Annotated in this window: 16 protein-coding genes; all 16 read left to right on the top strand. The window is 62.4% G+C overall.

Annotated features, from left to right (window positions below):
- Positions 1-62: 62 nt before the first annotated feature.
- The 16 genes from D109_RS0110545 (at position 63) to D109_RS0110470 (ending at position 20,360) form a co-directional block, all read left to right on the top strand.
- Entirely contained in the window at positions 63-365 is a 303-nt protein-coding gene (locus D109_RS0110545) for a DUF6124 family protein (RefSeq protein WP_017476852.1), read from the top strand.
- 129 nt (positions 366-494) lie between these two features.
- On the top strand, positions 495-1,010 hold the full coding sequence (locus D109_RS0110540) for a sigma-70 family RNA polymerase sigma factor (protein WP_017476851.1): 516 nt from the start codon (positions 495-497) through the stop codon (positions 1,008-1,010).
- Complete coding sequence (locus D109_RS0110535; RefSeq protein WP_017476850.1) at positions 997-1,956, top strand: FecR domain-containing protein; 960 nt, start codon at positions 997-999, stop codon at positions 1,954-1,956. The genes D109_RS0110540 and D109_RS0110535 overlap by 14 nt, the downstream gene beginning before the upstream one ends.
- A gap of 105 nt (positions 1,957-2,061) precedes the next feature.
- Positions 2,062-4,548, top strand: coding sequence for a TonB-dependent receptor (locus D109_RS0110530; RefSeq protein WP_017476849.1), 2,487 nt, complete (start codon positions 2,062-2,064; stop codon positions 4,546-4,548).
- Between the two features lie 445 nt (positions 4,549-4,993).
- Positions 4,994-6,433, top strand: a complete 1,440-nt coding sequence (locus tag D109_RS0110525; RefSeq protein WP_017476848.1) for an undecaprenyl-phosphate glucose phosphotransferase — start codon at positions 4,994-4,996, stop codon at positions 6,431-6,433.
- Positions 6,433-7,893, top strand: coding sequence for a mannose-1-phosphate guanylyltransferase/mannose-6-phosphate isomerase (locus tag D109_RS0110520; protein WP_017476847.1), 1,461 nt, complete (start codon positions 6,433-6,435; stop codon positions 7,891-7,893). The genes D109_RS0110525 and D109_RS0110520 overlap by 1 nt, the downstream gene beginning before the upstream one ends.
- Positions 7,893-8,804, top strand: coding sequence for a glycosyltransferase family 2 protein (locus D109_RS0110515; protein WP_017476846.1), 912 nt, complete (start codon positions 7,893-7,895; stop codon positions 8,802-8,804). Before D109_RS0110520 ends, D109_RS0110515 begins: the two co-directional genes overlap by 1 nt.
- Before the next feature lie 29 nt (positions 8,805-8,833).
- Positions 8,834-9,598 (top strand): polysaccharide biosynthesis/export family protein, encoded by a 765-nt coding sequence (locus tag D109_RS0110510; protein WP_017476845.1) that lies wholly within the window; start codon positions 8,834-8,836, stop codon positions 9,596-9,598.
- A 14-nt stretch (positions 9,599-9,612) separates the two neighbouring features.
- Positions 9,613-11,604 (top strand): exopolysaccharide transport family protein, encoded by a 1,992-nt coding sequence (locus D109_RS0110505; RefSeq protein WP_017476844.1) that lies wholly within the window; start codon positions 9,613-9,615, stop codon positions 11,602-11,604.
- The gene (locus tag D109_RS0110500; RefSeq protein ID WP_017476843.1) at positions 11,604-12,794 is read left to right on the top strand and encodes a glycosyltransferase; all 1,191 of its coding nucleotides are present in this window, start codon (positions 11,604-11,606) and stop codon (positions 12,792-12,794) included. Before D109_RS0110505 ends, D109_RS0110500 begins: the two co-directional genes overlap by 1 nt.
- The gene (locus D109_RS0110495) at positions 12,784-14,112 is read left to right on the top strand and encodes a cellulase family glycosylhydrolase (protein ID WP_017476842.1); all 1,329 of its coding nucleotides are present in this window, start codon (positions 12,784-12,786) and stop codon (positions 14,110-14,112) included. Before D109_RS0110500 ends, D109_RS0110495 begins: the two co-directional genes overlap by 11 nt.
- Positions 14,113-14,120: 8 nt before the next feature.
- Positions 14,121-15,338 carry a glycosyltransferase family 4 protein gene (locus D109_RS0110490; RefSeq protein ID WP_017476841.1) on the top strand — a complete coding sequence of 406 codons (1,218 nt, stop codon included), beginning with the start codon at positions 14,121-14,123 and terminating at the stop codon, positions 15,336-15,338.
- The gene (locus D109_RS0110485; protein WP_017476840.1) at positions 15,329-16,432 is read left to right on the top strand and encodes a glycosyltransferase family 1 protein; all 1,104 of its coding nucleotides are present in this window, start codon (positions 15,329-15,331) and stop codon (positions 16,430-16,432) included. The genes D109_RS0110490 and D109_RS0110485 overlap by 10 nt, the downstream gene beginning before the upstream one ends.
- A 2-nt stretch (positions 16,433-16,434) precedes the next feature.
- Positions 16,435-17,862 carry an O-antigen ligase gene (locus D109_RS0110480; protein ID WP_026077876.1) on the top strand — a complete coding sequence of 476 codons (1,428 nt, stop codon included), beginning with the start codon at positions 16,435-16,437 and terminating at the stop codon, positions 17,860-17,862.
- Between the two features lie 2 nt (positions 17,863-17,864).
- On the top strand, positions 17,865-19,280 hold the full coding sequence (murJ, locus tag D109_RS0110475) for a murein biosynthesis integral membrane protein MurJ (protein WP_017476838.1): 1,416 nt from the start codon (positions 17,865-17,867) through the stop codon (positions 19,278-19,280).
- A gap of 15 nt (positions 19,281-19,295) precedes the next feature.
- On the top strand, positions 19,296-20,360 hold the full coding sequence (locus D109_RS0110470; protein WP_026077875.1) for an acyltransferase family protein: 1,065 nt from the start codon (positions 19,296-19,298) through the stop codon (positions 20,358-20,360).
- Positions 20,361-20,385 lie beyond the last annotated feature (25 nt).

Here is a 20,385-nt window from a genome sequence, read left to right as displayed (position 1 = left end):
AGCCGCCACCCATCGTTTAGTCGCGATGGGGGCCGGCTCCTGGTCTCATAAGGAGTTACACCATGAATAAAGCCGTCCCCGACCCACCTAGCGACCTGCTGAAAAACCGCGCCGCGTTCAATCGCGCACTCGAACACTACCTGCCTTCCCAGGGCTTCCACACCGTCAACGAAGACCTGAGTTTCGAAGACGCCCTGCTCTACACCGCGAGCCTGCTCAGCAGCGCCTCGGCCACCGCCCTCGACTGCGGCGAACTGCTGCAAAGCCCCGAGCGGGCGAAGTTGTTGGCGGTGTGGCATTTGCTGGAAATTGCCAAGACCACCGTCGACCGCTCGATCGAGTGTTTGCACCTGCGCAAGGCTTAGCCGCAACCCCGTCAAGCCTGTGTGGGTTTGTGCATCCCGCCAAATCCACACGGCAATGATTGCCCAATCCTCTGGCCAACGCATAGAATGCGAACCGTTATCAATTAAGACGCCCACGCCAGGATGCCCATGTCGAGCGACCACCCACTGGATCATGCCGCCATCGGCCAGCTCTACCATGCCCATCATTCCTGGCTGCGCGGCTGGTTGAGCCGGCGTACGGGCTGCCGTGAGCACGCCGCCGACCTGGCGCAGGAAACCTTCGTGCGCCTGCTCAATGCGCGCAAGCAGCAAGCCTTGCTGCAACCCCGGGCCTACCTGAGCAGCATCGCCCGCAGCCTGATGATCGACCAGTATCGCCGCCGCGAACTGGAGCGTGCCTATCTGGAGAGTCTCGCACATTTCCCGGAAGTCGAGGTGCCGTCGGCAGAAACCCGCCTGCTGATCCTCGACAGCCTGGAGCGCATCGACCGCCTGCTGGACCAACTCAAGCCACGGGTGCGCGAAGCGTTTTTGCTGGCGCAACTGGACGGCCTGACCTGCCAACAGATCGCCCTGCGCCTGGGGGTGTCCAAGGCCACCGTGGAGCGCGACCTGGCCAAGGCACTGCACGCCTGTTATCGGTTGCGTTATGCCGAAGGCTAATCCGCCATTGGTGGACCAGGCGATCCAGTGGATGATCAAGCTGCGGTTCAATATTGCCGATGACGCCACCACGGCCGCCTTCGAACGCTGGCTTGAAACCAGTGGCGATCACCAGCAGGCCTGGCAACGGGTCTCGTCGATGAGTGACGAGTTTGCGCAGTTGCCGGCACAGATCGGCCGTCATGCCTTGCAAGGTGCCCGCCAACGCATCAGCCGCCGTGAAGGGTTGAAGTTGCTCGGGCTGTTCGCCGGTGCCGCAGGGCTGACATGGTTCGGCCGCGACTACACGCCATTGCCCGGCCTGCTGGCCGACTACCGCACCGCCACCGGAGAGCGGCGTTGGGTAGCCCTCGACGATGGCAGCCGTATCCAGCTCAACAGTGCCAGCGCCATCGACACAGCCTTCAACACCGACAGGCGTCTGGTGCAGTTGCGCCAGGGTGAAATCCTGATCGACATGGGCGCCGACGGTAGCGCGCCACGGCCCTTCTGGGTGCAAACCCGCGACGGTTATCTGCGCGCCTTGGGCACCCGGTTCATGGTGCGCGAGGAGCCCCACGGCACCTTGCTCGCCGTGCAAAAAGGCACCGTCGCGGTATTCGCCGACAGCCATCAGGCCAGCGCACGAGGGGTGATACAGCCCGGCGAGCAGGTGCTGTTTGATCGAAACGGCTTGCGTCCACCCGCCACCACAGGCCTGGATCCCTGGGCCTGGAGCGACGGTGTGATCAGCGCTCACAACATGCGTCTGGACGATTTCCTCGCGGAGCTGAGCCGTTACCGCAATGGGCTGGTGCGCTGCAGCGAAGCGGTCGCCGGCCTGCGTGTGTCCGGGACTTACCAGTTGGACGATACCGATCAGGTCCTGACCCTGGTGGCACAGGCATTGTCGGTGAACATCACCTATCGCAGCCGTTATTGGGTGACCGTCGCAGCTCGTGCATGACCTTCCGAAAATAAATGAGGTAAATTCTCATCTTCGCTCGACCTGTAAGGAAAGGCCGATCAACAGGCCGATTCTGTCCACTTCCTTCAGGAGCATTCCGCGGCCATGCAAGCGTTCCCCTCCAAGCGTTCTCCCCTCAAGCATGCGGTGCACGCCGCCCTGCTCGGTGCCTGCCTGAACGGCAGCGTCCTGCCCCTGGCCGTCATGGCGCAAACGCCTGCCAGCGACACCCAGGCCCGTGACTGGAACATCGCACCCGGCCCATTGGCCACGGTGCTCGACCAGTTTGCGCGCCAGGCGAGTATCAGCCTGTCCTATGACGCCACCAGCGTCGCCGGCAAGACCAGCCCCGGCATCAACGGCGCCCTGGACAGCCAACAGGCCTTGAGCCAATTGATCCAGGGCCAGGGCTTGCAAGCCCAACGCCAGAGCAACAACACCTGGCTGCTGTTGCCGCAAGTCGCAGACACCGGCGCGCTGAACCTGGGTGCCACCACCGTGACCGGCGAACACCTCGGTGTCACCACTGACGGCAGCGGTTCCTACACCACCGGCGCGGTGACCATCGGCAAGGGCGCCCACAGCCTGCGGGAAACACCGCAATCGGTCAGCGTCATGACCCGCAAGCTGATCGACGACCAGAACATCACCACCATCGATCAATTGCTGGAACACACTCCGGGCATCACCACCTACGACTCACCTATGGGTGGCAAGTATTTCTATTCCCGTGGTTTCAAGATGCTCGGCCAATACCAGTTCGACGGTGTGCCGTTGGACATCGGCAAAGACTACGTACAGGCCGACAGCTTCACCGCCAACATGGCGATCTATGACCGGGTGGAAGTGCTCAAGGGCGCAGCCGGCATGCTCAAGGGCGCCGGCACCGCCAGTGGTGCGGTGAACTTCGTGCGCAAGCGGCCACAAGACAAACCCACCACCAGCCTGTCGCTGTCTGCCGGCACCTGGGACAACTACCGCGCCGACGTCGATACCGGCGGCCCGCTCAATGACAGCGGCACCGTACGCGGCCGCGCCGTGGTCAGCCAACAGAACCGTGGCTCGTACATGGACGTCTCCAAGCGCCAGGACCAAGCTGTCTACCTCGCACTGGATGTTGACCTCTCGCCCGACACCACCCTGGGCATCGGTGCCAGCTACGAAGATGTCGATGCAACGCCCTGCTGGGGCGGTGTGCCGCGCTACAGCGACGGCAAGAGCATCGGCCTGAGCCGTTCCACCTGCCTGGGCCAGGCCTGGAACGACTGGCAGAGCCAACGCACTACGCTGTTTGCCGACCTCACCCACCACTTCAACGACGACTGGCAACTCAAGGTCACGGCGGTGAACAGCCGCAACCTGCAAGACATCAAATACGCCGCCAGCCAAGGCACCGTGAAGTACGGTGATCCGGCGCCAACCGCTGAGATGTACGCTGCGCTGTTTGACTACGACCACCGGGATTTCGGACTGGATGCCTACCTGGACGGTAAGTTCGAAGCGTTCGGTTTGCAGCATGAACTCATCATCGGCGCCAATGGCAGCCGTGGCACCCAGGACGATGTCTACGCGATCCGGAGCCTGCCCGACCGGCAAAGTATCTTCCTGCCCAATCACCACTTCCCGCAGCCCGCCAACGATACCTTCTGGCCCAACATGTACCGGGGCGGCACCGTCAAGGAAACCGCCACCCAGTACGGTACCTACGCCACTTTGCGCCTGAGGCTGGCCGAGCCATTGATGGTGGTGCTCGGCAGTCGCGTCAGCTGGTTCGAAAACCGCCGCCAGTCGAATAACCTCGCCTGGGGCGAATGGGCCCTGCAGGACGCACGCACCAAGGAAACCGGTGAAGTCACGCCGTTCGCCGCAGTGATCTATGACCTCGACGACAACCTTTCGGTGTACGCCAGCTACGCCGATATCTTCCAGCCACAAAGCTCCAACGCCACGGTGACCGGCGCCGCCCTCAAGCCCAAAATCGGCGAAAACTACGAGCTGGGCATCAAGGGCGAATGGTTTGAGGGGCGCCTCAACAGCTCGCTGGCATTGTTCCGCGCTATCGAGAAAAACGCCGCCGAAACCGACTACACCACCCAATGCGGTACCTCGGCAGACGGCTATTGCTACACCGACACTGGCAAGGTTCGCGCACAAGGTGTCGAAGCCGAGTTGAGTGGCGAGTTGCTGGAACGCTTGCAAGTGGCGGGCGGCTACACCTACACCCAGACCAAGAATCTCAACAACATCAACAGCGCCGCAATTGGCGCGGTCGCAAACAGCTACGTGCCGCGACACATGCTGCGCTTGTGGGGCGATTATCAGCTGGACGGCACGCTGTCGAAATGGAGCGTCGGCACCGGCGTCAACGCCCAGAGCAGCAACTACCGAATTCAAGGCATCAAACTGGAACAAGCCGGTTATGCGGTATGGAATGCGCGGTTGGCGTACCGGGTTGATGACACATGGACGGTGGCGCTGAACGGTAACAATCTCTTCGACAAAAATTACTATCAGACGGTGGGAACGGCCGACTGGGGTAATTTCTACGGCGAACCGCGCAACTTTACCGTCAGTTTGAAAGGCAATTTTTAAGGTTAGTACCGCCTCAATGTGGTGATGGACTCACGTCCTCACCACTCGTCAATTGTCCCCAAAAAACCCCGCATCCGACCTCCGTCAAAAAAAGGTTTTCCTCAGCCGCAGGAAATTTCCTAAATTTGTTCCTACACTCCAAAACGCCAGCATTTTGTTCTCGAAGAACCCGAGAACCCGACCTAGATAGTCAACAATTTGTCACATAGATGATTAAATAATGTGTCTAGATCGATACCTTTATAAAAAAGTCAAAACCTTGACGAGCAAGGAAAAGAGAACCATCATTTAGCCATTACCCCGCAAATTCCCTGCAAATAGATAGGTAATTGCGTATTACCCAGCGAAGCAAGCCGTTCGTCTGGCGCCACTTATAAAGCAAGCCCTGCCTTTATGGATGAGCAGCCGAACAAGGAAGCCCTGGTGTGCAATGAGGGATGTTTTTATGCGCGAGAAGTCGTCCGTCGACAGCCTGTTTTTGACCCGGGCCGGTTTTATTGAGTTTTTTGTTGTTTTCGTAAAGTTGATGCACGGTCTCACCGCTGTTTTTCCGGCACTGATCCTGCTGTTTTATCCGGAACCGATGGCCACTGAACTGCGCGCGCACTTTCTCGGCTTGCTGCTGTTCTTCGCGATCATGACGATTATTTTGTTCCAGGCCATGGGGGTTTACTCCGAGGAGTTGTTCAGCAACCGCCTGCGGTTTCGCACCATGCTGGTGGCCTGGTCTTCGGCGTTTTGCATCCTGCTGTTCATGTACCAGATTCTGCTGATGTTCCCGCAGTTGAGCCCGCGCAACCTGGCGTTCTGGTTTGTCACCAGCCTCGCGTTGTTCGGGCTGGAGCGGATGGTGATGCTGCGTCTGTTTCGCAACCTGATGGCGAACGGCAAATACCTGCAACGCACGGTGATCCTCGGCTTCACCGACACCGCCGTGCACGTGGCCGACCACTTGCAACGCAACGGCGATATCCGCTCCGGCCTGATCGGTTTTATCGACGACCGCACCGAGCGTATTCCCAAGGAATTGAGCAACCTGCCGCTGCTGGGAAACACCCGCGACCTGGAAAAACTGATCCGCTCCGAGCAGGTCAACCAGGTGATGATCACCCTGCCCTGGGCCGCCGAACAGCGGATCAACGGGCTGGTGAAGCGCCTGCGGCAGATGTCGGTCAACGTCATGCTGGTGCCCGACATGGCCGCCCTGCGTTACGGCCACAGCCGCATCACCGATGTGGGCGGCATCCTGATGTTCAACACCTCCCATGTGCCGCTGCGGGGTTGGTCGCCGTTTATCAAGCGCTGCGAAGACCTGATCCTGGCGACCCTGGGGCTGGTGGCGTTGTCGCCGATCATGCTGATCACGGCGATAGCCATCAAGCTCGACTCCAAAGGCCCTGTGCTGTTTCGCCAGAACCGTTTTGGCTACAACGACAACGTGATCCGGGTGTTCAAGTTCCGCTCGATGTACGCCGAGATGAGTGACTTCAACGCCGACCGCCAGACCACTCGCGGCGACCCGCGCATCACCCGCGTGGGCCGGTTTATTCGCAAGACCAGCATTGATGAGCTGCCGCAGTTGTTCAACGTGCTGCTGGGCAACATGTCGATGGTCGGCCCGCGGCCCCATGCCACCGCGACCAAGGCGGCCGGGGTGCCCTACGAAGTCGCCGTCAGCGAGTACAGCTCGCGGCACCGGGTGAAACCGGGCATCACTGGCTGGGCGCAAATCAACGGCTATCGTGGTGAGACCGACACCCTGTTCAAGATTCAGAAACGCGTTGAGTACGACCTGGAGTACATCTCGAAGTGGTCGGTGTGGTTCGACTTGTACATCGTTTTCATGACGGTCCCGGCCGTCCTTTCGACCAAGGAAGTCTATTGATGAGCACCCTCAACGGCTTGATTCCCTGCATCATTTCCGGTGGCTCGGGCACCCGGCTGTGGCCAGTGTCGCGGCAGAACATGCCCAAGCCCTTCATGCGCATGCGTGACGACCAAAGCCTGTTGCAGAAGACCTTCCTGCGGGCCAGTCACTTGCCGGGCGTGGAAAGCGTGCTGACGGTGACCAACCGCGAGATGCTGTTTCGCACCCTCGATGACTACCGCGTGGTCAACAAGACCCACCTGGCCCTCGACCTGCTGCTGGAGCCGTTTGGCCGCAACACTGCCGCCGCGATCGCCGTGGCCGCCCTGCATGTGCAGGAGAATTTCGGCGGCGAGGCGCAGTTGCTGGTGATGCCCGCCGACCACCTGATCCGCGATGAAAGCGCCTTCGCCGATGCCGTCACCCAGGCCCGCGAGCTGGCGGAAGCCGGCTACCTGGTGACGTTCGGCATCCAGCCCGACCACCCGGAAACCGGCTTCGGCTATATCGAACAAGGCGAAGCACTGGGCCAGGGTTTCCGGGTCAAGCGCTTCGTCGAGAAGCCCGACCTGGCCACCGCCCAAGGTTATCTGGACGGCGGCAAGCACCTGTGGAATGCAGGAATGTTCTGCTTCAAGGCAAGCACATTGCTCGACGAGCTTGCGCTGCATGCCCCCGCCGTCCTCGACGCCGCCAAAGCCGCCCTCGACCACAGCCACAGCCTGAATAACAACAACTGCCGCCAGCGCGAATTGAGCGCCGAAGGCTTCGGGTCTGCGCCCGATATCTCGATCGACGTGGCGCTGATGGAAAAATCCGCGAAAGTGGCCGTGGTGCCCTGCGACATCGGCTGGAGTGATATCGGTTCCTGGGACGCGGTGCGCCAGCTCACCCCAAGCGACGCCAACGGTAACCAGGTCAACGGTGAAGCCATCCTGCACGACGTGCACAACTGCTTCATCGACTCGCCCAAGCGCGTATTGGGCGCGGTGGGCGTGAGCGACCTGATCATCGTCGACACCCCGGACGCGATCCTGATTGCCGACGCCAACCGCAGCCAGGACGTGCGCTACATCGTCGCCGAGCTCAAGCGCCAGGACCATCCGGCGTTCAGCCTGCACCGCACCGTGACCCGGCCGTGGGGCACCTACACCGTGCTGGAAGAAAGCAGCCGCTTCAAGATCAAGCGCATCGTGGTCAAGCCGCGTGCCTCGCTGTCGTTGCAGATGCACCACCACCGCAGCGAGCACTGGGTGGTGGTCAGCGGCGCGGCGATGATTACCAACGGCGACCGTGAATTCCTGATCAACGCCAACGAGTCCACCTACATCCCGGCCGGGCACAAACACCGTCTGACCAACCCCGGCATCATCGACCTGGTGATGATCGAGGTGCAGAGCGGCGAGTACCTGGGGGAAGACGACATTGTGCGTTTTGACGACATCTACGGCCGGGCTCCGGCCGAAGTGAAGCAGTGATGCGTACCGCCCTGATCATCCCGACCCGCAACGCAGCCAGCCACCTCGACCGGCTGCTGCCGGCGCTGCGCATGCAAACCCTGCAACCGGACGAAACCCTGGTGGTCGACAGCGCCTCCAGCGACGACACCGTGGCGCGTTTTCGCGAGTTCGGCGTACGGGTCGAAGTGATCGATGCCAAGGACTTCAACCATGGCGGCACCCGCCGCTGGGCCAGCGAACAAGTCGACGGTGACGCGCTGATCGTGATGACCCAGGACGCGATCCCCGCCGAACCCGAGACCTTCGCCAACCTGGTGGGCGAGCTGGAACTGGACCCGCTCAACGGCGTCGCCTATGGCCGCCAACTGCCGCACCCGGATGCCGGTGTGCTGGGGGCCCAGTCACGCCACTTTAACTACCCGCCGCAGAGCCGCAGCAAAAGCCTGGCGGATGCGCCGGAGCTGGGGATCAAGACCTGCTTCAGCTCGGATTCTTTTTCGGTGTACCGGCGCAGCGCCCTGCAAGCCGTCGGTGGTTTCCCCGAGGATGTGATCGGCAGCGAGGACGCCTACGTCGCCGCCCGCATGCTGCTGGAAGGCTACAAGGTGCGCTATGCCGCCACCGCCCTGGTCTATCACTCCCACGATTACCGTCTCATGGATGAGTTTCACCGCTACTTCGACATTGGCGTGTTCTACGGCCGCGAGCCGTGGATTCGCCAGGCTTTTGGCGATGCCGGCGGTGAAGGTAAACGCTATGTACTGGCTGAGCTTCGAGCTTTACGCGAAGCCGGTGCATTGCACCGCGTACCCGAAGTACTGGTGCGCAGCGCGTTCAAATTGCTCGGCTACCGGCTGGGCCATCTGGAGCGCCAGCTCCCCCTCGCCCTCAAGCGGCGCATCAGCATGTTCCCCGGTTATTGGAGGTGAGCATCATGACCTACAGGAAGACCCCTTTGATGAAACGAACCTTGCTCGTCCTGGCCATGATGGCATTGGCCGCCTGCAATACGCCCGCGCGGATCGTCGCGCCCGATGGCAAGACGGTGAACGAGGGCAAGCAGGCCCTCGATCGCATGGCCCAGTTGCCGCCGGCCGTGGAGCGGATCCGCATCGGCGACCAGCTGCGGATCGTCCGCGATGCCGGGGAAATGCCGACCCTGTCGGCGTTCAACGTCAGCACGATTTACGAGCTGACGCTGTACACCGTGCAGAACGACGGCAAGATCAACTACCCCTTCCTGGGGCCGATCCAGGTGGCGCGGCGCACGCCGGCGGAAGTCGCCGCCGAGCTGAGCCAGAAACTCGCACCGGTGTATCGCGAGCCTCGGGTGACGGTGAACATCAACCAGGCGCCGGGTAACACGGTGATCGTCGGCGGCGCGGTGTTAAACCCGTCGGCTATTTCCATCGCCACGGCCCCGACCATGGAGCAGGCGATTCTTGGTGCCGGCGGCGTGAGTTCGGTGGGCAACGCGAGCATGGTCGCCCTGTTGCGTGAAGACGGACAAGGCGTTTACCACGCCTACTTCCTCGATTTCAGCCAGTACCTGAAGAACGGCGCTCTGGGCCGCAAGCCCGTGGCGCTGCAACGCGGTGACGTGGTGTTTGTACCCAAGTCCAACGTCGGCGAACGGATCCAAGGCGTGGACACTTACCTGAACCAGCTGATTCCCTTCACCAAATCCATTGGTGTGGGCTACAGCTACACCACGAACCACTAAAGGAGCGACATCCCATGATCGAGATCCGTTCTTTTCGTGATCTTCTGCGTCTGTTCTTCATCTTCAAGCACGAGTTCAAACTCGCGGCGCTTGCCGCGCTGGTGATCATTTTGCTGGGGGCGTTCCTGCTGCCGGCCAAGTATGAATCCACCGCGCGGTTGCTGGTAAAACCGGGGCGTGACTCGACAATGCCGATCGAGGTCGACAACCGCCAGCCGATCGTCATGCCGAGTACCCAACGCGACCCGATTGTCGACGAAGAACGCCTGCTGACCGGGCGCCCCATCGTGCGTGCCGTGGCCGAGCATTACCTGGACGTGATGGACAAGATGCAACCGCCGCAAGGCGTGTGGAAGCGCACCAAGTGGTACGTCAAAAAAGGCATCAGCTCAGTATTCGACGGTGTGCGAGTCGTGCTGGAAACCGTTGGCATCGTCGAAGAAACCACCCCGGTGGAGCGCCTGGCGAAAAGCCTGGAGAAAAACTTCGACGTGACCCACGCCATTGGCTCCACGGTGATGGACATCAGCTTCACCTGGGATGATCCGGAAATCGCCCAGGCGGTGGTCAAGGACTGGGTGGAAACCTACATCGAAGAACGCACCCAGGCGTTGGGCCGCAAGAGCCTGTACGCGTTCTACGAAGGCCAGGTGTCTTCCAGCGCTGCCCAGATCAAGAGCTACAAGGAGCAGATCCTTACACACTTGAACGAGATCGGCGCGTCGAGCATCACCGATCGCCTGGAAGACTTGTCCGAGCGGATCAACGTACTGCGTGGCGAAGTGTTCAACTCCACTCGGCTGATCGCCTCCTCCGACGTGGCGTTGCAGAGCACCCGTGACCAACTCAAGGGCCAGCCCAAAGAGGTGACCACGGTTCGCCAGATCGCGTTGAACCCGCAACAACAAGACTTGCGTCGCCTGCTGAACCAGAAGCTCCTGGAAAAAGCCGACATGATGCGTACCTATACGGATAACGCGCCGCCGGTCAAAGCCCTGGACGCTTCGATCCGTGCCATGCAGGCCCAGGTCGCCGGTGAAAGCGACACGGTGCAAAGTTCCGAGAACCGCGCGCCGAACACCCTGGAAATCCACCTGCAACGGGTACTGCTGGATGAGACCAGCCGCAACCAGTCGCTGCGGACGCAGTTGGTGCAACAGCAAAAACAACTGACGGAACTGGAAGCCCAACGCAAGGATGCCCTGGCCATTGAGCCGGAACTGGCGCGCCTGGCCCGTGAGCTGAACGGCACCGAGAAAAACTACGCGCTGTATGTCGACAGCCTGGAAAAATCGCGGATCGACCGTGAACTGGACAAGAGCCAGATCAGTAACATCGCAGTGATCGAAGAAGCCACCCTCAACCCTGGGCGCGTCTTCCCGAAAACCCTGCTGATGCTGTTACTGGCGATTCCGTTCTCCATCGTGGTCGGGCTGCTGGTGATCTACCTGTGCTACCTGCTGGATCAGCGGATCCACGACGGCGGTCTGGTGGAAGGCAAATTCGGCCTGCCGCTGTGGACCACGCTGCCGGAGCTGGACACCAGTACCGCGCAAAGCACCAACGCCTTCAACGCGAGTATTTATCGCCTGTATGGCTTGCTGCCGCTGGAGCGTATTGCCGAACAGGGCCTGACCCTGGGGCTGACCTCGGCGCGACACGGTGAAGGCGTGAGTTTTGTGGTCGAGCAGTTGCGCCAGTTGCTGGAAGAGAACGGCGTGCGGGTACGGGTCGGCGGGATTGAGCCGGCGGTTCCGGGCCAGGTGGTCTTGCTGGATGCCTCGGCGCTGCTGGACAACCGTGATGCGTTCATCAACCTGCGCCGTGCCGACCTGATTGCGCTGGTGGTGGAAGCGCAAAAAAGCACGGTACCGGTGGTGGAACACGCCCTGTCGATCCTCACCACGGCGTTCGGCAAGGTCGATGGCATCATCATCAACCGCCGCAAGTTCGAGGTACCGGTCAAGGTGCTGAAAACCATCGCCAAATACCGGGGTTCGTTCTGATGCGCATCGCCCTGCTCGCTCCCCTGCCGCCGGAAAAGAACGGGATCGCCGATTACGCGAACCACTTCAAGACGGCACTGGAGCAACTGGGCGTCGAGGTGGCTACGCCCTTGACGGGCGTGGTCGGCAGCACGGCGTCGATCAAGCAAGCCATTGCCGGTTTCAACTGGCAGGGGGTTGATCTGGTCCACGCCGAGCTGGGCGGTGGACGGCTGGGGGAGTTCCTGGCCCTGCGCGAGTTGCGCAAGGCCTACCCTGCCCTGCCGTTGACCGCTACGGTGCATGACCCGGAACGTATGGTCTGGCGGCGCGAGCAACTGCCCTTTCCGCTGATCCTGCTGGAATCCTTGCCCAGCCCATTGCCCCAGGCGGCGGTGGTGCTGGCCGATCCCTTGACCCTGCGCGAAGAACGTCACGTCGCCCAGGGCCTGACCCGGCTGGTGACCCTCACCCGCCTGGGCGCCGACTGCCTGACGGCGCGCATGCAATTGCCCGCCGGCAAGGTGGCGGTGATCAACCACGCCAACCTGGATATCCCGCCCGTGGCCTTGCCGCCACTGGACACGCTGCACCTGCTGTATTTTGGTTTTATCTACCGTGGCAAAGGCATCGAAGACCTGTTGCAGGCACTGGCCGCCGTCTTCGAAAAAGCCCCCGAATTGCGTGACCGTGTGCGCCTGACCCTGGCCGGTGGCACTGCCGCCGAAATGGCGTTTGGCGCAGGCGGCAATTATCTGGAGCAGTTGAACAGCCAGATCGCCGAACTTGGCCTGGCCGGCTCCATCGACTGGCGGCTGAATTTGCCGGCCAGCGAAATCCCGCAGACGATCCAGGCGCACCATGTGATGGTGCTGCCGTATCGCGAATCGAAAAAACTCGGCCTGCTGGGCCGCCAGCGTGGCACCAGCGGTGCATTGTCGTGGGCCGCCGCCTGCGGGCGCGGCGCAATCACCTCCGATGCCCGGGCGTTCGCCGAGGAAGTCGCCAGCGGCAATGGCGCCATCTATCCACAAGGCGATGTCGCCGCCTTGAGCGAGCAACTGATGCTGCTCGCACGCAACCCGCAAATGGCCAGGGACTGGGCCGCACGCGCCGCCGCGATTGGCCGTGAACGGCTGTGGCCGTTGACGGCGCAGAAGTTCGCGACACTGTTTAGTGAAGCCATTGCAGGAGGCAACCATGGCACGTAAACGGACTTACCTGGCGACCCTCGTGGTCGTCGCCGCACTGGGCCTGACCGCCTTTCTCTGGGGCCGCCCGGCCGATGCCGAGAGCCATGTGCTCAAGGGCAACAAAGAGATCGTGTGGAAAGATTTTCTGGGGGTGAACGCGCAGTTCCTGTGGTTCAGTCCCGAGCGTTATCAGAAGCAGATCGACCGCCTCAAGGCCCTGGGCCTGGAATGGGTGCGCCTGGACCTGCATTGGGACCAACTGGAAACCGCCGAGAACCAGTACAACGTCGCGCCCCTGGATGAACTGGTGAACAAGCTGCAGCAGAACCAGATCAAGTCGGTGTTCTACCTGGTGGGTTCGGCGAAGTTCGCCACCACCGCGCCGGCCTCCTCGCCGTATCAGGACCAGTTCCCGCCCAAGGACCCGAGTATCTTCGCCAACCGCATGGCGTTGCTGGCCCAACGTTACCCCAGCGTGGATGCATGGCAGGTGTGGAACGAGCCGAACCTGCTGGGTTTCTGGCGCCCCGTCGCCGACCCGGCCGGCTATGCGAACCTCTTGCAAGTCACCGCAGCCGCGCTGCGGGTGGTGAACCCGAACAAGCCAGTGGTGGCTGCCGGCATGGCGTTTTTCAGCGAAATGCCCAACGGCCAGAACATGCTCGACGGGCTGCTGCAACTGGGCGTGCCGAGCCTCAATACCGTCATGTCCTATCACCCCTACACCCAATTGCCCGAAGGCAACACCCCGTCGAACCTCGACTTTGTCGAAAAGACCAGCGCCCTCAACCAGAAACTGCGGGCGGCCGGGGTGAGTACCCTGTGGAGCACCGAGTGGGGCTGGTCGAACTATAAAGGCCCGAAAGAGGTGCAGGACTTCATCACCACCCAAGGCCAGGCCGACTACATCGTGCGCCGCGTTGCGCTGATGAGCGCGCTGGATTTCGACAAGATCTTCCTGTTTACCCTGAGCGACCTGGACCAGCGCGCCAGCGTGCGTGACCAGAGTTATGGCTTGCTCGACATCGACGCCAACCCCAAGCCGTCGTATACCGCGTTGCAGAATTTCCTGCAGGTGAGCGGGCCCAAGTTGACCCCCGGCGATCCACCCACCGCTGACCAGTTGCCCGATGGCCTGTTCAGCATCGGCTGGACCCGTGCAGACGGGCGCAAGGTGTGGTTTTTCTGGTCGGCCCGTGGCGGCAGCGCGCACTTACCGGGCATGACCACCGCCACCTTGTATGACCCCTTGCGCGGCACCGAAACACCCTTGAGTGGCACCAGTGGACTGGACGTACCGGTCAAGCCGAACCTGCAAATTCTGTTATGGGATTGAAGCCACCCATGCGCATCCTCTGGATCCTGCCCTACTCGCCTTGGCCCGCTACCAGCGGTGGCAAGACGCGCCAGTTTCATTTGCTGCGCAGCCTGGCTGCGCGCGGGCACCGGATCACCTTGCTGTTGCATGACAAACACGCGGTTTCGCTGACGGATCGCCAGGTGCTGGAAGCCTTTCTGGAACAGGTGATCATCCTGCCGCGCCGCCCCCTGCGCAGCCTGAAGACCCTGCTGGCCGGGCTGTTTGCGCCGTACCCGTTGCTGGCCAGTGTGAATGGCCTCTCGGGTGAACTGCAGGACACCTTCGAGCAATTGCTGACCGAGCATTGGGACGTGGTGCAGATCGAACACACCTACGCCTTCCAGCCTTACGAAGCTGCGTTGGCCCGTCGCTCCCAGCCGTTTGTGCTGACCGAACACAATGTCGAATCGTCCCTCGGCGCCGCGACTTACGACCGCCTGCCGGGCTGGGCGCTGCCGTTCATTCGCTACGATCAATGGCGCTATGGCCGCTGGGAACGTCGAGTGATGCGCCAGGCCGCGCAAGTCGTGGCGGTGACTGACGCCGACGCCCAGACCCTGGCGCAGATCGCCGGCAAACCTGTGCCGGTGGTGGTCAACGGCGTGGATTGCACGCACTTCGCCGCCGCCCGACCCGACCCGACGACCCGCCGCGTGCTGTTTCTCGGCAACTACGAATACGCGCCCAATGTCGACGCCATCGAATGGGCATTGGATGAAATCCTGCCGAAAGTCTGGGCCCGCTGCCCCGACGCTCGCATGAGCGTCTGCGGCTTCGGCATGCCGGAAAGCTGGCGCGAGCGCTGGAAGGACGGGCGCATCGAATGGCAAGGCTTTGTGCCTGACCTGCTGGCCCTGCAATCGAGCTGCTCGGTGTTTTTGGCGCCGTTGCGCCATGGTGGCGGTTCCAAGCTCAAGGTGCTTGAAGCCCTGGCCGCCGGCCTGCCGCTGGCGAGCACCGACCAGGGCGTGTCTGGCCTGGACCTGGTCGAAGGCCTGGACTACCTCGGCGGCCAGACCGCCGACAGCCTGGCCGACGCCGTGGTGCGCCTGCTGCAACAGCCTGAAGTCGCAGCCCCGATGGGCGAAGCCGGACGCGCCTATGTGCGCCGCGCCCATGACTGGAGCGTCGCTGCCAGCCAGTTGGAGCAGGTGTACGCCCAACTGTCGCCCCTGAACCAAAAGGAGCCGGCATGCGCGTAGGCCTCGATTACCGTACCGTCGGCACCTCGCCGCAATCAGGCATCAGTCGCCAGGTGTACGCCCTGGAAGATGCCCTGCGCGCCATGCCCGGCATCGAGCTTGAGCGCTTCAGCGTCGCACCGCTGGGGGATGAGCTGCGCCTGAATGCCCATTGCCCGGACTGGGGCTGCGCCAAGACGGCCATGCACCAGCCCCATCAGCGCCTGCGTTTCGAGGCAGGCTTCTTGCCCAAGGCCCTGCGCGATGAGCACATTGATGTGTATATCAGCACCTTCAATATGGGCCTGCCGCTGCCGCCCAAACCCAAAGGCCTGCGTACCGTGGTGCTGCTGCATGACCTGTTTCAGATCACCCTGGACAACTACCACGCCAATCGCCTGAAGGCGATGATCTACAAGGCCAGTGATCGCCTGTCCATCACCTATGCGGTGCACACGGCAGACCGGGTGTGGACGCCTTCGCAGTACAGTGCCGATGAAACCGCGCGGCTGTTTCCCAAGGCGGCAAGCAAGATTCGAGTGTTGCCGAATCAGGTGGTGGGCTTTGCCGGACTGCCGGCGGACCTCTCGGGCCGACAATTGCCTGAAGGTTTCTGGCTGCTGGTGGGCACCCGGGAATTGCGCAAGAACGTGCCATTCCTGGTGGACGCCTGGCAGCAGGCGCGCCGCCAATCCCCCAGCGTGCCGGAACTGGTGTTGGTGGGCAGCCTGGAGCATTTGCCCGAAGCGCAACGCACCTACCCGGGAATACGCGCGCTGAGCGGCGTCTCCGACGCCGAATTGCACGGGCTCTACCGCAAGGCCTCGCGCCTGTGGCAGCCTTCCTACGCGGAAGGCTTTGGCTTGCCGGTGATCGAGGCCCTGAGCGTCGGCACCCCGGTGGCGGTGGCCAGCGGAACCTCGCTGGATGAAATCACCCCGCCGCTGGCACCACGTTTTTCACCCACCGACGGCGCGGCGCTGGTGCAATTGATGCTGCACCTGGCCGACCAACCCGTCGAACAACCACCTGAACAGTTACGCAGCTGGGCCGAACGTTTCAACCACCAGGCCTACCGTCGGCGCCTGGCCGAACTGATCGAGGAATTGAATTGAGAATCTCACTGGGTAGCCTCGTCGCCATCGTCTTCGGCCTGCTGTTTGGTGGGTTGATCCTGTTCCTTTCTCCGGCCAAGGCCGTACTGGCGGTGATCGGCCTGGCCGCTGCCGTGACGATTCTGCGGTTCCCGTTCTGGGGACTGCTGCTGTTCGCCCTGGTGGCGACGTTCATGCCCTACTCCACCCTCAACCTGGGGATTCGCAGTACGGTCAGTGAGGCACTGATCGCCCTGACCTGGGCGGCGGTGATCTGGCACGGCTTCCTGTCGCGCATGCCCGCCGTGCCATCGCTCTCACGGCGCCCCACCGACCGGATGTTGATGTGGCTGATGATCTTCACCGTGGTGCCGTTTATCGTCGGCCAGGTGAGCATTACCGCCGAGGCCAGCGGCCTGGCGAACTGGTTGCGCTGGTTGCTGAACCTGTCGGTGCTGTTCCTTGCCGCCAAGCTGCTGGTTGAGCAGAAAAACCGCGAAGCCCTGGTGATCGCGCTATTGCTGGGCACCCTGGCGATGCTGGTGTTGTCCATCGGCGTGTTTATCCGCTCGCGCTCGGCCTCGGGCATGTTGCCGATCCTGACCCTGATGAACTACGGCAGCCTCGACACCCTGTCCCTGGGCCTGGGGGCGATGGCCTCGCGGATGGGCTCGCCGTGGATGCACCCCAACGCCACCGGCGGGATCATGGCCTTGCTGCTGCCGTTGGCGTTTTGCTACGGCATCACCAATACCGGCTGGAAACGCGGGCTCGGCCTGGGCGTTGCCTGCCTGGGCGCGGCGGCCTTGCTGTTGGCCAGTAGCCGGGGCGCGATGGTCAGCCTGGCGCTGGTACTGATCTGGATGGCGTCGCGTCGGGTCCCGTATACCGGGCGCTTACTGATGATCGGCCTGGCATTGGCGGCGGCGCTGGTGGTGTCGTATCCACCGCTGCAGGAACGCCTGGCGACGATCTTTTCGGCCCAGAACGCGAGTACCGAAGTGCGCTTTGACGAATACCGGATGTTCCCTCAGGCCGTGGCCAGCTACCCGCTGGGCATTGGCTTCAAGGTTGACCCTCCAGTGCCGGGCACGCACCTGCTGGGGATTTCCAATCTGTGGCTGAACTTTGTCTACAAGACCGGCGTGATCAGCATGCTGCTGTTTATCGCCGTGACCTGGCGCTGGTGGCGCGAGTCCCGGCCGGAGCTCGGCCCGATCCGCCTGACCAAGGACAACGCGATCTGGCTGGGCAGCACGGCGGGGATCCTGTCGGCGCTGGTCAGCGGCTTTTTTGACCACTACTTCAGCTTCGCCCTGGTGATGATTGCGTTGTTCTGGCTGATGGTGGGGATCAACGTGCTGGAGGCGCGGCGGTTGTTTCCGGCGCGTCTGCCAAAGGTCAAGACCGTGACGCATCGCAAGCCTGTGCTCGATAGCGTCGGGCCCTAGGCATGCTCGGATCGGCGTTTTGGTTGACCCTGGCGACCCTGCTGGGGCTGTGCCTCGGCTTTGCCCGTGAGTGGTTGCTGGTGGCGGCCTGGGGTGCTGGCGAACGCAGCGATGCGTTTCTGATCGCGCTGTTTTTGCCGGAAGCGTTGCGCATGTCCCTGGCCGGTGGCGTGCTGAGCGCCGCCGCCCTGCCGCTGTACCTGCAACGCAAGGACGGCGAGCGCCTGGACTGGCTGGCGGTGCTGTTCCCCGCGCTGCTGCTGATTGCCCTGCTGACCAGCCTGCTGTTGACGCTGCTGGCGCCGTGGCTGGTGCAACTGCTCGGCCCGGGTCTGGCGGCAACGGCCACCAGCCTCGCCAGCAGCAACCTGCAGATCCTTGCCTGGAGCGTGCCGGGGCTGATGCTGCATGCGCTGTTCAGTATTCCGTTACAGGCCAACGAGCGCTTTGTGGTCGCGGGGCTCGGCTCGTTGCTGTTCAACCTGCCGCCCGTGACCTACCTCGCCCTCGCCGGCACCGCCACGCAACCGCACTCGCTGGCGTTGGCCTGCCTCACGGGTAGTTTGCTGATGCCCCTGGCGCTGTTGCCGTCGATGTTGCGCCTGGGCTGGCGGCCGTGGCGGCTGCGGGCTTCGACCCTGGAACTGCGGGAGCTGGGCGGGCGCATCGGGCCTCTGTTGCTGAGCAATGGCGCCAGCCAGGGCCTGGCATTGATTGAACGGTTGGTGGCGTCCTTGCTGGGTGAAGGCGCGGTGACCTGGGTCAACCTGGCCCGCAAGTTGATGAACTTGCCACTGATTGCGTTGATGAGCCTCAACCAGGTGCTGCTGGGCATGATGAGCCGGCGCCAGGGCAACGAGCGCCTGGCCCTGCTCAAGCGCGGCCTGGAAACCGCCAGCCTGCTGACCCTGCCCGCCGGCGTCGGCCTGGTGGCGGCGGCGCCGAGCCTGGTGGCGTTGCTGCTGCCCAAGCAGTCAGTGGATTCGCCGTTGCCACTGCTGTTGGCCTGGTTTGCCGTGCCGCTGGTGTTCGGCGCCTGGAATGCCCTGTTGGCCCGTTATGCCTATGCCGCCGGCGACACACGCCAGCCGCTGCGTTGCGAGTTGCTGGGCAGCCTGGTGAACGTGTTGCTGCTGGGTGTGCTGCCGTTTGTGTTTGGCCTGGCGGGCATTCCGCTGGCCGCCCTCGCCGGGGTGCTGTGCACCGCATTGCTGCTGATGCAGCGCCAGGGCTTGCTCGGCACCCTGCCCTGGAAGCGGCACTGGTTGCTGAGTGGACTGGTGATGGGCGTGGCGGCGCTGGTGTTGTTTCGGGTTCAAGGTATTTGGCTGCAGTTGGGGTTGAGCACCCTGGCTGGGGCCGTGGTGTTGCTGGGCATGGGCCTGTGGCTCAAGCCGTGGCGCAAGGCAGATTTATAGAGTGGGAGCAGTCAGGTGAAAAAACGCTGGATTCAAATGGATATTGCCAAGGGCATTGGCATCCTGATCATTGTGTTCGGGCACAGCTGGTTTGTCGCCAGTTCCCTGGACTTGCTGTACCCGCTGCTGGCGGTGTTTATCCTGCCGTTGTTCTTCTTTCTCTCCGGGGTGTTCTTCAAGCCTGAACAACCCTTTGTCGAGATGGCGGTGCGCAAGGCCGATGCACTGCTCAAACCGTTCTTCTTCACCATGCTGGTGTACATCCTGATCCGCGACCTGCTGCGCGGTCAGGCACTGCTGCCGGACATCGGCGGCGTGCTGTATGCCTCGGTGGACACCATTCCATGGCAGGCGCTGTGGTTCCTGCCGCACTTTTGGGTGGCGATCCTGTTCGGCTGGGTGATGCTGCGGCTGATGCAGCGCCTGGGCCTGTCGCTGGCCATGAGCTGTGTGGTGATCACCTTGCAACTGATGCTCGGGATCTGGACCCTGCCGTGGTTCTGGCAGGTGCCGGTGACCGTCGGCGGACAGACCTGGACGATGCCGGGGCTGCCGTTCAGCATTGATGTGACGTTGATCAGCAGCACCTATTTCATCTTTGGTTATCTGCTGCGGGACGTGCTGCGCCGCCACCAGAGCTCGTTGTTGACGCTACTGGGGGCCATGGCGTTGTTTGCGGTGGTGTTCATCTACAGCTGGGACACCATGGACCTGGCACAGCGGCGTTATGACCACTGGCTATGGACCAGTTTGTTGGCGGTGATCGGCGTGTATGTGTGCTGGGCGCTGGCCGGGGTGATGATGGTTTCGGGGCTGCTGACGCGGGCGATGACGTACATCGGGCAGTCGACGCTGATTCTGTTGATCTTCCACGGGGAGATTCAGCACAAGACCGTGGACTTGATGGAGCGGCTGGGGTTGCACCCGCTGTTGTCGGCGAGCATCGGGCTGGTGATCGCGGTGGTGGTGCCGTTGATGATCGGCGAGGTAATCAAGCGGGTGGCGTTCTTGCGCTTCTTCTACTTCCCGTTCCCGGTGCGCAAGAAGGCGGTGGTGGCTGGGGAGAAGCCTGGGGCGTAAACCCCAGGCCTGCTGGCCGGCTCCT

The organism is Pseudomonas sp. PAMC 26793 (assembly GCF_000313235.1).
GTDB classification, from domain to species: Bacteria; Pseudomonadota; Gammaproteobacteria; order Pseudomonadales; family Pseudomonadaceae; genus Aquipseudomonas; species Aquipseudomonas yamanorum.
Note: the sequence above shows the minus strand (reverse complement) of the source record. Positions and strands in the feature narration are given on the sequence as shown.